Source organism: Vitreimonas sp., assembly GCF_036392335.1.
In the GTDB taxonomy this organism is placed as follows: domain Bacteria; phylum Pseudomonadota; class Alphaproteobacteria; order Caulobacterales; family Aquidulcibacteraceae; genus Vitreimonas.
Genome location: NZ_DASVYD010000066.1, coordinates 36,449 through 49,904 on the forward strand (window position 1 = coordinate 36,449; position 13,456 = coordinate 49,904).

Below are 13,456 nucleotides of genomic sequence, written 5' to 3' on the forward strand. Positions count from 1 at the left end.
CGCCCATGAGCCAGAACCCGCCTATCTCCGCCTATATCCGCACCAAGAACGAGGAGCGGATGATTGGCGATGTGATCCGCGCCGCACAACAGGTCGTATCCGAGGTCGTGCTCGTAGATTCCGGCTCCACCGACAAGACGATCGAGATCGCCGAGGGCTTGGGCGCACGCGTGGTGCGCAGCGCCTGGCTGGGCGGCGGCAAGCAGAAGCGGATTGGCGAAGATGCGTGCGTGCATGATTGGCTGTTGGATCTCGACGCCGATGAAATCGTGACGCCGGAACTGGCCGCGGAAATTCGCGACGCGTTCGCCAAGGGCGCGCCGAATGTGGGCGCGTTTGAGATGATGATGGCGACGGCGCCGCCGATTAGCGGCGATTGGCGCGATTTCTATCTGGTCGATCGCCGTAAGCTTTATGATCGCCGCGTGGTGCGTCAGCCGGACCATCCGAATTGGGATCAATTCAAAGTGCCGGACGGCGTGGCGGTCGGAAAGCTTGATGGCCGCCTGCTGCACTATTCGTTCCGCGACCTCGCGCAGCTGGAAGAGAAGTTCAATCGCAATTCGTCGGGCCGTGCGCGCGATACGAAGCTGAAGCCGTTCTGGCAGTGCGTCTTGCGCATGGTGCTGGCGCGGCCGCTCTATTTCCTCAACCATTACGTCTTGCGCGGCATGTGGCGCGCGGGCTGGTATGGTTTTGCGATGGCTTCGATCGCGGCGCATGGGCGCTGGCTGAAGGACGCGAAGATGGTGGAAATCCATCTGCGCAATCGCGACGCGGCGAAGGATGTCTGACGCGCCGGCGATTGTCTGGTTGCGGCAGGATTTGCGGCTGGGTGACAATCCAGCGCTCTGGGCCGCCGTTGAGACCAAGCGGCAGCTGGTTTTGCTCTACGTACTGGATGATGAAACGCCGGGGCGCTGGCGCTTGGGCGGCGCGTCGCGCTGGTGGCTGCATAAGAGTCTGAGCGCCCTCGGCGCTGACGTCGAGACGCGCGGCGCACGCTTGGTGTTGCGCCGTGGCGCCGCGGCGAAGGTTTTGCCGACGCTGGTGAAAGAGATTGGCGCGGGCGCGGTCTTTTGGAACCGTTGCTATGAGCCGTACGCCATTGCGCGCGATAAGGGGCTGAAGGAGAAACTGAGCGCCGCGGGTGTTGATGTGCACAGCTTCAACGGTGCTCTTCTGAATGAGCCGTGGGCGGTGAAAACCAAGACCGGTGAGCCGTTCAAAGTTTTCACGCCCTATTGGCGCGCGTCGCAGCAAATATCGGAGCGGCGCACGCCGGCGCCGACGCCTAAGAAGCTCAATGGCTTTGCGGGCGATGTCGCGAGCGATCGCCTTGACGATTGGAGACTTCTGCCGAGGAGACCGAATTGGGCGACGGGATTCGAGCCGGAATGGCAACCGGGTGAAGCCGGCGCGCTTGCGGCCTTGCGTCTATTCATTGACGCGCGCCTCAGCGGTTACGCGGAAGCGCGCGACCAGATGGGCGCGCACACGACATCGCGCCTCTCCCCGCATTTGCACTTTGGTGAAATCTCGCCGGTGCAAATTCGCGCGGCGATCGACGCGGCTGCTCACGATGCGCCGACGCTGCAGCGGGGCGCTGACAAATTCATGTCCGAGATTGGCTGGCGTGAATTTTCGACCAATCTCCTCTTTCATTGGCCGACGCTGCCGGAGGCCAATTGGCGCAATTCCTTCGACTTTTTTCCTTGGCGCGACGACGAAGGCGCGTTGCGCGCCTGGCAGCGCGGGCAAACCGGCTATCCCATCGTCGACGCGGCGATGCGTGAGCTCTGGGTCACGGGCACGATGCATAATCGCGCGCGCATGATCGCGGCTTCGTTTCTGATCAAGCATCTGCTGATCGATTGGCGCCGCGGTGAAGACTGGTTCTGGGACACGCTGCTCGACGCGGACCTCGCGAACAATGCGGCGTCCTGGCAATGGGTGGCGGGTTCGGGCGCGGATGCGTCCCCCTATTTCCGCATCTTCAATCCGGTGACGCAGGGCGAGCGCTATGATGCCGATGGCGCCTATGTGCGCCGCTGGATCCCCGAATTGGCGAACCTACCAAATGATGTGCTTCACAAGCCGTGGGAAGCTGATCTCGTCACGCTGAAGGGGGCCGACGTGGAACTGGGGCGGACCTATCCGCGTCCCTTGGTGGATCATGCCGCCGCCCGCGCCCGCGCCTTGGAAGCTTTCGCCAGCCTCAAATCCGAGGCCCGAACCGGCGCGTAAGAGTTCCCGCAGCTCAAGCGGAACTTTTATCCACAGACGGGATCACCTACATTGATGCTTATGGACACTCTGCCCGCCTCCGCGCCGGCTCAGACGGCCCGCGCCACCGCCGCCGCGATCCATCGCCTCAAGGCGCCTGCGCGCGCCAAGGCCGTGATGCTGGCGCTGCTCAACATCAAGGGCGGCGCCATCGATGTGACAACTCCCTCGGGCGAGATACTGCGATTTGGCGATGACGATCGCGCGCCTATCACGCTCGTGGTGAAGGATTATCGCTTCGCCAACAGGGTCTTGAAGAACGGCGACATCGGCTTCGCCGAGGCCTGGATGGCGCATGAATGGGAGACGTCGGATCTCTCCGGCCTGCTGACGCTGCTGGCGGACAATGTCGAGCGCTTCAAGCGGCTGCTGACGGGCAGCTTCTTCGGCAAAACGGTGAATTGGATCCGCCACCTTTCGCGCGACAACACGCGCGAAGGTTCTCGCCGCAACATCCATGAGCATTACGACCTCGGCAACCGCTTCTACGAAGCGTGGCTCGATCCTTCGATGACGTATTCGTCGGCGCGTTTTGACGCGACGGTGGCGGATTTGGAGGCAGGTCAGCGCGCGAAATATAAAGCGCTGGCGGAGCATTTGGATTTGAAGCCTGGCGATCACGTGCTGGAGATAGGCTGTGGTTGGGGCGGCTTTGCCGAGTTTGCGGCGCGTGAGTACGGCGTGCGGGTGACGGGCATCACGATCAGCGAGGAGCAGCTCGCCTACGCCAAGGCGCGGATGGAGCGCGCGGGGCTGGCCGATCGGGTCGACATTCGAATCCAGGATTATCGGGATGTCGAAGGGCAGTTCGACAAAGTGGCCTCCATCGAGATGTTCGAGGCCGTCGGCGAGCGCCATTGGGCGACTTATTTCAGCAAAATCGCCGACGTGTTGAAGCCGGGCGGCCGTGCGGCGCTGCAAATCATCACGATCAAGAACGACCTGTTCGACAGTTACCGAAAGCGTGCCGATTTTATCCAACGCTACGTTTTTCCCGGCGGCATGCTGGCAAGCGTGGAGCGGCTGAAGGAAGAGACCGCAAAGGCCGGTCTTGCTTGGCGCAAGGCTGAGGCGTTCGGCCAGTCCTATGCCGTGACGCTGGCTGAGTGGTCGCGCCGCTTCCAGGCCAAATGGCAGGATATTCGGGCCATGGGGTTTGACGAGCGGTTCAAGCAGCTTTGGCTGTTCTACCTCTCGTATTGTGAGGCTGGTTTCCGCACCGGCCGCACGGATGTCGTGCAGCTGGAGCTGGCGAAGCCGGCTTAAGCGCCTCTAATGGGCGGCTGTAGTTGAAGCGCGGGCCCGGGCGGCATAGCGTCCGGCCATGAGCACTACTTCCGATCCCGTCGTCTCCCCTGCCTGGTTGGCCGAGCGCTTGGAGGCGCCCGACCTCCGTGTCGTTGACGCCACTTGGTTCCTGCCTGGCGACGAGCGCAATGCGAAAGCGTTGTATGAGGAGCGTCGCATTCCCGGTGCGGTGTTCTTCGACATTGATGAGATCGCGGACACGGATTCGCATCTGCCGCACATGCTGCCTTCGCCGGAGAAGTTTGCCTCGCGCATGCGCAAGCTGGGCATCGGCGATGGCGCGCGCGTCGTCGTTTACGACCATCAAGGGCTCTTCTCGGCTGCGCGCGTGTGGTGGACGTTCCGCGTGATGGGACACGAGGACGTCTCGGTTCTTGATGGCGGCTTCCCGGCTTGGGAGCGCGGCGGCTTTCCGATCGATGGCCATCCGCCGAGTGTGCGCGCCGAGCGGCATTTCACGGCGCGCTATCGCGGCGATCTGGTGCGCAATGCCTCTGACGTGCGCAAAGCCATAAATGACGCCAAGACAATCCTCGACGCCCGCCCTGCCCCACGCTTTCGCGGTGAAACGCCGGAGCCACGCGCAGGCCTGAAGAGCGGCCACATGCCAGGCGCGCGTTCGCTGCCGGCGGGGAGCCTGATCAACGAGAACGGGTCGCTGCGGTCGAGGGAAGAGCTTGAGAAGCTGTTTGCGGCGGCTGGCGCGGACATTTCGCAACCGGCGATCTGCACCTGCGGCTCGGGCGTGACGGCGGCGATTATCGCGTTGGCGTTGGCGCGGCTTGGGCGTTGGGACGCTGCGATCTATGACGGCTCGTGGGCGGAATGGGGCGCGCTGCCGGACGCGCCGATCGCGACGGGTGCGTAATGGCAGGGAAAGATTTGGACTTGTCGAAGCTGCGCGTTGAAACGCGCCTGGCGCTCGCGGGGCGAGATCCATCCCGGCATGACGGCGCGGTGAATCCCGCGATCCATCGTGCGACGACGTTGGTGATCGACGACACTGCCGATCTCTACAACACGCCGAAGAAGACCTACGCGCTTGAAGGCATGGCGGTGCAAGAGGCGCTCAAGGATGCGCTGCTGGCGATCGAAGGCGGCGCCGCGGCGACGTTGGCGCCGTCTGGCTTGGGCGCGTGTACGCTGGCGTTGCTGACGATCGCTCGGGCGGGCGGCGAATTGCTGGTGGTGGATTCGGTCTATGGGCCCACGCGCCGCTTCTGCAACACCGTGCTGCATCGCTTGGGCGTACGCACGACCTATTTCGACCCGCACATTGGCGGCGATATCGCCGGCCTGATCAACGATAATACGTGTGGCGTATTCTTGGAATCGCCAGGCTCGATCACGTTCGAGGTGCAGGACATTCCGGCGATCGCGGCGGTGGCGCAAGTGCGCAGCGTGCCGACAATACTCGATAACACGTGGTCGGCCGGGCTTTACTACAAGCCGTTCGAGCATGGAATTGATCTCTCGGTGCAGGCGCTGACGAAGTATCAGGCCGGGCACGCGGATGCGTTCATGGGCGCGGTGCTGTCGGCGACGCCACAAATGGGCGAGCGCGTGAAGGCGACCTACAAGCAGCTTGGCTTGGGCGCCTCGCCGGATGATGCGTATCTTGTGCTGCGCGGCATGCGTTCGATGAGCGTGCGCTTGGAGCGGCAGGCGGCCTCTGGTTTGCAGGTCGCGCGCTGGCTGGAGACGCGGCCGGAAGTGGCGCGCGTGATCCATCCTGCCCTGCCGTCGCATCCCGATCACGCGATTTGGAAGCGCGACTTTACCGGCGCTGCGGGCGTGTTCGGCGCGGTGCTGAAGACTGTCGATGAGGCGAGGCTCAAGGCGATGTTCGAGAGCTATGCGCTCTTCTCGATGGGCTTTTCGTGGGGCGGCTATGAGAGCCTGATCATTCCGTGCGACGACAACATCACGCGAACAGCCAAGCCGTGGAAGGCCGAAGGACCGCTGGTGCGTCTGTCGATCGGCTTGGAGCATCCCGACGATTTGATCGCGGATCTGACGCAAGGCTTCGCGCGGCTAGCTTAAGCCAACCCTCTGCACCCACTGCCGTCCTGCCCAAAGCAGGACACTTGTGACCATCCACCAAATCACCGCGCCAACTGCGTAAAAGGCTAGAAGGATGAGTCCGTTGGGGCCTAGGTCTTCCAGCGGCGTAGGCCCAAAAACCGCAAGCCAGAATTCCTTGCTGAATAACTTATCGAGTTCGAGCAGCAGTTTCCAAAAGATCGCCAGCAAACTCGTCACGACGAATAGCGCCCACGCGCGCAGACGACGCTGCCCATCGACCATGTGCTGAAAGAAAATTGGCGAAAGCCGTTGGCGTAAGTTCATCGAATTCTCCACCGATCAACTGAGGGTGAGAGAATGCAAATGGCGCGCCCAGCAGGACTCGAACCTGCAACCACCCGCTTAGAAGGCGGGTGCTCTATCCGGTTGAGCTATGGGCGCTCGTCGGCGAACTTAGCAGTGCCGTCTTTTTAGTGCGACCAGGGTTCGCGTCTTTTGAACGCGAAATTGTCGCCGTAGGCGCGCGGTTGGCGCTTGGCTTCTTCTGGTTCGATCACTTGGTGCGGGATGGCGTGCGCACGGGCGAACTCGATCGCGGCTTCCTTGGTGTCGAAGGACATGCGGACTTGGCCGTTCGGATCGGCGCCGCTGATCCAGCCCATGAGCGCGTCGGGGCGCGGCGCATCGGCCAGCACAAACTCGAGCCGCCACTTCTTCGTGGCCGCCTTGCCCGATTGCATCGCGTTCTTCGCGGGCCGGTAAATCTTCGCCAGCATATCTGCCCTCTTCCGGTACGTGGCTACACAAACCGCCCAGAAATGAAAAGGGCGGCCCCTGCGGGCCGCCCCTTCGAACCTATGGCGTAACGCCTCAGGCCATTGCGTCCTTGAGCGCCTTGCCCGGCTTAAAGCGGGCTTTGCGACCGGCCGGCACCTTTACCTCTTCACCCGTCTGCGGATTGCGTGCGGTGCGCGCGGCTGTCTCTTTCACGTCGAACACACCGAAGGCCGGCAGACGAACTTCGTCGCCCTTCTTCAGTGCGCCGGTGAGGGCATCGAACACGGCGTTGACCGCCTCTTCCGCCTTCAGCTTGGACTCACCCATGCGCTCGGCCACATCGGCGACCAATTCTGCTTTGTTCATTTTGAACCCCCTCGCGACCGAGAAATTTGAAGCGCGTTCGCTAAGCCGATTCTGCTCCGGACGCGCGCAATACATGAACGCTAGGAGGATTTCGCGCCGATCCGCAAGCTTGTTGCAGTGCGAAAATGCCGTGAAAAGCCTGCGAATCGCGGGCTGGCGCCCCTTTAATGGGGGCGCGCGCCTTCGCGACCTTCGCCGGTTCCGTCGGTGCGACGGTTTTCGGCGAGTTCATCCTCTTCCGACCATTCGACCGGCGTCAGCGGCCGCGTGAGCGCGCGCTGAAGCACTTCGTCGACGGTCGAGACAGGCACGATTTCGAGACCCTGCTTCACATTGTCGGGGATGTCGGCCAGGTCCTTCTCGTTGTCCTTCGGGATCAGCACCAGCTTCACGCCGCCTCGCAACGCCGCCAGCAGCTTTTCCTTGAGACCACCGATCGGCAACACGCGACCGCGCAGCGTGATCTCGCCGGTCATGGCGATATCCTTGCGGATCGGGTTGTTGGTCAGCACCGAGACGATCGCTGTCGCCATCGCCACACCCGCCGACGGACCATCCTTCGGCGTCGCGCCTTCCGGCACGTGCACGTGGATGTCGCGCGAACGGAACACTGGCGGCTTCACCCCGAACGCAATCGAACGTGAGCGGACGTAAGAGGCGGCGGCCGAGATCGATTCCTTCATCACGTCACGCAGATTGCCGGTGACGGTCATGGAGCCTTTGCCCGGCATCGCGACAGCTTCGATGGTCAGAAGATCGCCGCCGACTTCCGTCCAGGCGAGGCCCGTGACGACGCCGACTTGATCTTCGAGATCGGTTTCGCCGAAGCGATATTTCCAGACGCCAGCGTAATCTGGCAGGTTCGCCGCCGTGATTTCGACCTTGTCCACTTTCTTCTGCTCGATCTCGCGGACCGCTTTGCGCGCAAGGTTGCCGATTTCGCGCTCCAATGAACGCACGCCGGCTTCGCGCGTATAGCGGCGGATCAGATCACGCAACGCATCTTCCGAAACCGTGAACTCCGACTTCTTCAAGCCGTTGTTCTCATATTGCTTCGGCAGCAAGTGCTTCTTGGCGATCTCGAGCTTTTCATCCTCCGTGTAACCGGGGATGCGGATGATCTCCATGCGGTCCAGCAAGGGCTGGGGCATGTTGAGGCTGTTGGCCGTGGTGATGAACAACACGTCCGAAAGATCGTAATCCACTTCGAGATAGTGATCGTTGAACGTGCCGTTTTGTTCGGGGTCCAACACTTCAAGCAACGCCGCAGCCGGATCGCCGCGATAATCGGCGCCGAGCTTGTCGATTTCGTCGAGCAGGAAGAGCGGATTGGAGCTCTTCGCCTTCTTCATCGATTGGATCACGCGACCTGGCATCGAACCAATGTATGTGCGGCGGTGACCGCGGATTTCGGCTTCATCGCGCACGCCGCCCAGCGACAGGCGCACGAAATCGCGTCCCGTCGCCTTCGCGATCGAACGACCGAGCGAAGTCTTGCCCACGCCGGGCGGGCCTACGAGGCACAGGATTGGGCCGCGCAACTTGTTGGTTCGCGCTTGCACAGCGAGATATTCGAGGATGCGGTCCTTCACCTTGTCGAGGCCATAGTGGTCCTCGTCCAGCACCTGCTGAGCCGCCTCGATATCCTTCTTGACCTTCTTCTTCACGCCCCACGGGAGCGAGAGCAGCCAGTCGAGATAATTGCGCACGACAGTCGATTCCGCCGACATCGGCGACATCTGGCGCAACTTCTTCATCTCAGCCTCGGTCTTCGCCTTGGCTTCCTTGGAGAGCTTCGTGTTCTTAATACGCGCTTCGAGTTCGGCGATGTCTTCGCGGCCTTCGTCGCCGTCGCCCAGCTCGCGCTGGATCGCCTTCATCTGCTCGTTCAGATAATATTCGCGCTGCGTCTTCTCCATCTGACGCTTCACGCGGTTGCGGATTTTGCGCTCCACCTGGAGCATACCGATCTCGCCTTCGATGAGCTGCAAGATGCGCTCAAGACGTTGCGGCACGTCCGCGAGCTCGAGCAGCGCCTGCTTGTCCGGAATCTTCACCGTGAGGTGGCCCGCAATCGAGTCGGCCAAGCGCGCGGGCTCGGTGATCGAAGTGATCGCTTGCGTGACTTCCGGCGGGGTCTTCCGCGAAAGCTTAACGTAATTGTCCCATTGATCGGTGACGGCGCGGGCGATGGCGCGAGCCTCGGGCGTGTCCTCGTTGGTCTCCTCAAGCGGTTCGACCTCGGCCTCGAAATACTCGTCGTTGCTCTGAAACCGCGTAATGCGGGCGCGATGGCTGCCCTCGACCAGCACGCGTACGGTGCCGTCTGGAAGCTTCAGCAATTGCACGACCGTTGCGACGGTCCCGACCATGAAGATGCGGTCGGTCGAAGGCTCATCTTCGGAGGCATCCATTTGCGCGGCGAGAAGGATCTGCTTGTCCTTCTTCATGACCTCGTCGAGCGCGCGTACGGACTTCTCGCGGCCAACGAAGAGCGGTGCGGCCATCTTCGGATAAACGACGATGTCGCGCAGCGGCAGAACGGGAAGAACGCGGCTCTCAGCCATGATGTACTCCTTTGGGAGCGCCGCCGTCTGTGCTCAGCCCAGCCACGCGCCCAGCGTTAACGATTGAAAAGGTGGAGCCGTTCGCGCGCACCTTCAAGGGCGCCGAATGGCCTAGTGTGTGGATGCGAGAGATCATTCCGCGTCCGGGCGCGGAACTGGGCCGGTGCGTTCAGACTGGCTTCAGCTTAGCCCGCGGATTGCGCGCCGGCCGGCCGCTCCGAGTGGATCTGGAGCGGCTTGGCGCGCCCCTCAACCACGTCCGCCGACACGACCACTTCCTCGACGGAACGCATGGTCGGTAGCTCAAACATGGTGTCGAGCAGCAGACTTTCGAGAATGGAACGCAAGCCGCGCGCACCCGTCTTCCGCTGGATCGCCTTGCGGGCGATGGCGCTCAACGCCTCCGGCGGGAACGTGAGCTTCACGTTCTCCATCTCGAACATGCGTTGATATTGCTTCACGAGCGCATTCTTTGGCTCGGTGAGGATCGTCACCAGGGCCGGCTCATCGAGATCCTCAAGCGTCGCGAGCACCGGCAGGCGACCGACAAATTCGGGGATGAGACCGAATTTCAGCAGATCGTCCGGCTCGATTTCGCGCAGAATCTCGCCCGTACGGCGATCTTCTTCGCTGCGCACCGTCGCGCCAAAGCCCATCGACGAACCCTTGCCGCGCGCGCTGATGATCTTGTCGAGACCCGCGAAGGCGCCGCCGCAGATGAACAGGATGTTCGTTGTGTCGACTTGCAGGAATTCTTGCTGCGGATGCTTGCGGCCGCCTTGCGGAGGAACGCTGGCAACCGTGCCTTCCATGATCTTCAAGAGCGCTTGTTGCACGCCCTCGCCCGACACGTCGCGCGTAATGCTCGGATTGTCGGATTTGCGAGAAATCTTGTCGACTTCGTCGATGTAAACGATGCCGCGCTGCGCGCGTTCGACATTGTAGTCGGCGGCCTGCAGCAGCTTCAAAATGATATTCTCGACGTCTTCGCCGACGTAACCGGCCTCGGTTAGCGTCGTCGCGTCGGCCATCGTGAACGGCACATCGATGATGCGCGCCAGCGTTTGCGCGAGCAGCGTCTTGCCGCAGCCGGTCGGGCCGATCAGCAAAATGTTCGACTTGGCGAGCTCGACGTCGCTGTTCTTCGACGCGTGGTTGAGACGCTTGTAGTGGTTGTGGACGGCCACCGAGAGCACGCGCTTGGCGTGGTCTTGGCCCACGACGTAATCGTCCAGAACGCCTTTGATCTCTTTCGGGGAAGGCACGCCTTCCTTCGACTTCACCAGCGAGGTTTTGTGCTCCTCGCGAATGATGTCCATGCAGAGCTCGACACATTCATCGCAGATGAACACGGTCGGGCCCGCAATAAGCTTACGGACCTCGTGCTGGCTCTTGCCACAGAACGAGCAGTACAGAGTGTTCTTCGACTCTCCGCTGGCGGCGCCTTTGCTCATGCACGATCCTCTGCGGGGCGGGGTATGCCCTATCCGTTATATAGGAAAGCGGCGGCGTTAAGGCCCCTCCCCCACTGTCACGGATGGTTGACCACCATCCCTTTCAAAAACGTTCACCAACCCAACGCCCTTGTTGGGCTTATACGACCATAGCAAGGATGGGGCCGCAAGCGGGCCCGGCGCCGGCTATGGTCAGGAATCTACTGCGAAATGCCCTCGAAAGGGGCTCTTTTCACAGATCGACGGCAGCGCATAGAGCCCAGAATGGGCTCGAAACGAGAACGCGCCGTCCCTAAACGCGACTCACGCGCCTTCGGGCAACTCGCGGCGTTCATAAACGCGGTCGACAATGCCCCAGGCCTTGGCCTCGTCCGCAGTCAGGAAGTGGTCGCGGTCGAGCGTCTTTTCCACCACGTCGTAGGGCTGGCCGGTGTGCTTAACGTAAATCTCGTTCAAGCGGCGCTTGGTGTAGAGGATATCTTCCGCATGGCGCTCAATATCGGACGCCGGACCGCGGAAGCCGCCCGATGGCTGGTGCAACATGACCCGTGCGTTCGGCAGGCAGATGCGCAAATCCTTCTCACCAGCCGCCAGCAGGAGCGAACCCATAGACGCCGCCAAGCCCATGCAGACGGTCGAAACTGGGCTGCGGATGTATTGCATGGTGTCGTAGATCGCCAGACCGGCGGTCACGTAACCGCCCGGGCTGTTGATATACATGGCGATTTCGCGCTTCGGGTTCTCCGATTCCAAGAACAGAAGCTGCGCCGTGATCAAAGCCGCTTGGACGTCGTCGATGCCGCCGCTGACGAAAATGATCCGCTCTTTGAGGAGACGGGAGAAAATGTCGTAGCGGGACGAGCCACGGCTGGTGGTCTCCTCCACGCTCGGAATCACAATTCCCGTCATTCGTTCGATCGGATCGTACATGCTGTTCCTCGTGCGGGCATGAAGCCCCGGCGCGCCCCCGACTCATACCGGTTGCGTCGGCCTCATATTTGACGCTCGAACGCCAGCCGCAAGCCCTCCCGACTGCGTGAGGCGTCGGGAGGCCGCGGCTTAACCCTTTTTCGCGGCCGGCGCTTCGTCGTCGGCGAAGAGTTCGTCGCGGCTGACCGGCTCGTTCTTCACGTCGATCAGCTCGAGCACGTAATCCACAACCTTTTCTTCGTAGAGCGGCGCGCGGACCTGAGCGACCAGCTGCGGATTGCGCTGATACGCTTGGAAAATCTGCTGCTCTTGGCCCGGGAACTGACGGGCTTGGACAGAAATCGCCTGAGCCACTTCCTGGTCGCTGACCTGCACCTTGTTCTGCTCGCCGATCTTGGCCAGCAGTAGGCCCAGACGCACGCGGCGCTCGGCGATGGCGCGATATTCGCCTTTCAGATCGTCTTCGCTTTTGCCTTCGTCGGTCGGGTCGAGACGGCCGGCCTTCTTGTCGGCTTCGACCTGGCGCCAGATCTGATTGAACTCAGCTTCCACCATGCGCGGCGGCAAATCGAAGCTGTGCGCCGCGTCGAGCTTGTCGAAAAGCGCGCGTTTGGCCTTAGCGCGCGATTGTTGCGCATGTTCGCTCTCAATGCGCTCGCGCAGCGCCGCCTTCAACGAGTTCAGGCTGTCGAAGCCCAGTTGCGTCGCCCACGCATCGTCCGGGGCGCCCTCTTTCGGCGCACGTACGGTCTTGATCTTGGTTTCGAATTCGGCGGCTTTGCCGGCCAAATTCGCGGCCGGGTAATCGTCCGGGAAATTGACTTTCAGCGTACGCTCGTCACCGGCCTTCGCGCCGATGAGTTGCTCTTCGAAACCCGGAATGAATTGGTTCGAGCCGATCACGACTTGTGCGTCGCTCGCGGCGCCGCCGTCGAAGGCATCGCCGTCGATGCGGCCGAGGAAATCGATCACAACCGCGTCGCCATCGGCGGCCGCGCCGTCCTTGTCCTCGAAACCGCGATTGGCCTTGGCGATCGTGTTGAGTTGCTCATCGACCTGCTCGTCGCTCACGGCCGCCGTAGGACGTTTGATCGAGATCGTCTTCAGATCGACCGGCTCAAAGTCCGGCATGATTTCAAGCGAGAGCTCGAATTGCAGATCGGCCTTGCCCGCGACGACTTCGTTGATGTCGCTCTTCAGATCGAGCGACGGCTCGGAGGCTGGCTTCGCGTTGACCTTCTCAAGACCTTCGCGGGTCGAATTCTGAACCGTCTCGTTGATGATGTCCTGCATCATCGACGGGCCGTACATCTTACGGATGTGGGCCGGCGGGACTTTGCCCGGACGGAAGCCATTCAGGCGCACACGCGGCTGCACTTCGGCGATCTTGGCGTTGAGCTTTTGCTGCAATTCGGCCGCTGGAACGACGACGTCATAAACGCGCAGGAGACCTTCGGAACGGCGCTCGGTGAGCTGCATGATCTGGGCTTTCGACATTATTCTTCGACCGCTGCAAATCCTTTGCCGGCGGCCGGGCTGTTCAGGAAAGCGGGGCTTATTGCATGCGCGGCAAGGCGTGTCCACGCGCCGCGCAGGCGCCCCCATATGCCCAGTGGACGCAGCGCCCCCGCGCCCCTAAACCCGCGCCACGTGCGGACGTGGCGGAACTGGCAGACGCACTGGATTTAGGTTCCAGCGCCGCAAGGCGTGCGGGTTCGACTCCCGCCGTCCGCACCAATCTTT

At 61.9% G+C, this 13,456-nt stretch carries 12 protein-coding genes and 2 tRNA genes; 6 read left to right on the plus strand and 8 right to left on the minus strand.

Annotated features, from left to right (window positions below; translation table 11 throughout):
* The first annotated feature begins 5 nt into the window (after positions 1 to 5).
* From VF769_RS15150 to metC, 5 genes are read left to right on the plus strand one after another with little or no spacing between them, the layout of a single operon-like run.
* Positions 6 to 794 carry a glycosyltransferase family 2 protein gene (locus tag VF769_RS15150; protein ID WP_331009265.1) on the plus strand — a complete coding sequence of 263 codons (789 nt, stop codon included), beginning with the start codon at positions 6 to 8 and terminating at the stop codon, positions 792 to 794.
* Positions 787 to 2,247 (plus strand): deoxyribodipyrimidine photo-lyase, encoded by a 1,461-nt coding sequence (locus VF769_RS15155; protein WP_331009266.1) that lies wholly within the window; start codon positions 787 to 789, stop codon positions 2,245 to 2,247. The genes VF769_RS15150 and VF769_RS15155 overlap by 8 nt, the downstream gene beginning before the upstream one ends.
* Positions 2,248 to 2,301: 54 nt before the next feature.
* The gene (locus VF769_RS15160) at positions 2,302 to 3,552 is read left to right on the plus strand and encodes a cyclopropane-fatty-acyl-phospholipid synthase family protein (RefSeq protein ID WP_331009267.1); all 1,251 of its coding nucleotides are present in this window, start codon (positions 2,302 to 2,304) and stop codon (positions 3,550 to 3,552) included.
* A 58-nt stretch (positions 3,553 to 3,610) separates the two neighbouring features.
* Positions 3,611 to 4,462, plus strand: a complete 852-nt coding sequence (gene sseA, locus VF769_RS15165; protein WP_331009268.1) for a 3-mercaptopyruvate sulfurtransferase — start codon at positions 3,611 to 3,613, stop codon at positions 4,460 to 4,462.
* Positions 4,462 to 5,637 (plus strand): cystathionine beta-lyase, encoded by a 1,176-nt coding sequence (metC, locus tag VF769_RS15170; RefSeq protein ID WP_331009269.1) that lies wholly within the window; start codon positions 4,462 to 4,464, stop codon positions 5,635 to 5,637. The genes sseA and metC overlap by 1 nt, the downstream gene beginning before the upstream one ends.
* On the opposite strand, the gene VF769_RS15175 is transcribed toward metC, so the two are convergent.
* The 8 genes from VF769_RS15175 to tig all read right to left on the minus strand — a co-directional run bounded on the left by VF769_RS15175 (position 5,629) and on the right by tig (position 13,210).
* On the minus strand, positions 5,629 to 5,943 hold the full coding sequence (locus VF769_RS15175; protein ID WP_331009270.1) for a hypothetical protein: 315 nt from the start codon (positions 5,941 to 5,943) through the stop codon (positions 5,629 to 5,631). The two genes, metC and VF769_RS15175, sit on opposite strands and share 9 nt — an antisense overlap.
* Positions 5,944 to 5,983: 40 nt before the next feature.
* A tRNA-Arg gene (locus VF769_RS15180) sits at positions 5,984 to 6,060 on the minus strand.
* A gap of 29 nt (positions 6,061 to 6,089) precedes the next feature.
* Complete coding sequence (locus VF769_RS15185; protein ID WP_331009271.1) at positions 6,090 to 6,395, minus strand: ETC complex I subunit; 306 nt, start codon at positions 6,393 to 6,395, stop codon at positions 6,090 to 6,092.
* A 94-nt stretch (positions 6,396 to 6,489) separates the two neighbouring features.
* Positions 6,490 to 6,762, minus strand: a complete 273-nt coding sequence (locus tag VF769_RS15190) for an HU family DNA-binding protein (RefSeq protein WP_331009272.1) — start codon at positions 6,760 to 6,762, stop codon at positions 6,490 to 6,492.
* A 164-nt stretch (positions 6,763 to 6,926) separates the two neighbouring features.
* Positions 6,927 to 9,329 carry an endopeptidase La gene (lon, locus tag VF769_RS15195; protein WP_331009273.1) on the minus strand — a complete coding sequence of 801 codons (2,403 nt, stop codon included), beginning with the start codon at positions 9,327 to 9,329 and terminating at the stop codon, positions 6,927 to 6,929.
* Between the two features lie 185 nt (positions 9,330 to 9,514).
* Complete coding sequence (clpX, locus tag VF769_RS15200) at positions 9,515 to 10,783, minus strand: ATP-dependent Clp protease ATP-binding subunit ClpX (RefSeq protein ID WP_331009274.1); 1,269 nt, start codon at positions 10,781 to 10,783, stop codon at positions 9,515 to 9,517.
* Positions 10,784 to 11,086: 303 nt separating this feature from the next.
* Entirely contained in the window at positions 11,087 to 11,713 is a 627-nt protein-coding gene (locus VF769_RS15205) for an ATP-dependent Clp protease proteolytic subunit (protein ID WP_331009275.1), read from the minus strand.
* Between the two features lie 129 nt (positions 11,714 to 11,842).
* Positions 11,843 to 13,210 carry a trigger factor gene (gene tig, locus VF769_RS15210; RefSeq protein WP_331009276.1) on the minus strand — a complete coding sequence of 456 codons (1,368 nt, stop codon included), beginning with the start codon at positions 13,208 to 13,210 and terminating at the stop codon, positions 11,843 to 11,845.
* A 155-nt stretch (positions 13,211 to 13,365) separates the two neighbouring features.
* Between tig and VF769_RS15215 the strand changes: the two genes are divergently transcribed.
* Positions 13,366 to 13,450, plus strand: a tRNA-Leu gene (locus VF769_RS15215).
* The last annotated feature ends 6 nt before the right edge of the window (positions 13,451 to 13,456 follow it).

Bases quoted from the DNA above. Each gene is read 5' to 3' on its own strand.
- clpX (WP_331009274.1), bottom strand. From the start codon at position 10,783: ATGAGCAAAGGCGCCGCCAGCGGAGAGTCGAAGAACACTCTGTACTGC.
- VF769_RS15175 (WP_331009270.1), bottom strand. From the start codon at position 5,943: ATGAACTTACGCCAACGGCTTTCGCCAATTTTCTTTCAGCACATGGTC.
- metC (WP_331009269.1), top strand. From the start codon at position 4,462: ATGGCAGGGAAAGATTTGGACTTGTCGAAGCTGCGCGTTGAAACGCGC.
- VF769_RS15205 (WP_331009275.1), bottom strand. From the start codon at position 11,713: ATGTACGATCCGATCGAACGAATGACGGGAATTGTGATTCCGAGCGTG.
- tig (WP_331009276.1), bottom strand. From the start codon at position 13,210: ATGTCGAAAGCCCAGATCATGCAGCTCACCGAGCGCCGTTCCGAAGGT.
- lon (WP_331009273.1), bottom strand. From the start codon at position 9,329: ATGGCTGAGAGCCGCGTTCTTCCCGTTCTGCCGCTGCGCGACATCGTC.
- sseA (WP_331009268.1), top strand. From the start codon at position 3,611: ATGAGCACTACTTCCGATCCCGTCGTCTCCCCTGCCTGGTTGGCCGAG.
- VF769_RS15185 (WP_331009271.1), bottom strand. From the start codon at position 6,395: ATGCTGGCGAAGATTTACCGGCCCGCGAAGAACGCGATGCAATCGGGC.
- VF769_RS15155 (WP_331009266.1), top strand. From the start codon at position 787: ATGTCTGACGCGCCGGCGATTGTCTGGTTGCGGCAGGATTTGCGGCTG.
- VF769_RS15190 (WP_331009272.1), bottom strand. From the start codon at position 6,762: ATGAACAAAGCAGAATTGGTCGCCGATGTGGCCGAGCGCATGGGTGAG.
- VF769_RS15150 (WP_331009265.1), top strand. From the start codon at position 6: ATGAGCCAGAACCCGCCTATCTCCGCCTATATCCGCACCAAGAACGAG.
- VF769_RS15160 (WP_331009267.1), top strand. From the start codon at position 2,302: ATGCTTATGGACACTCTGCCCGCCTCCGCGCCGGCTCAGACGGCCCGC.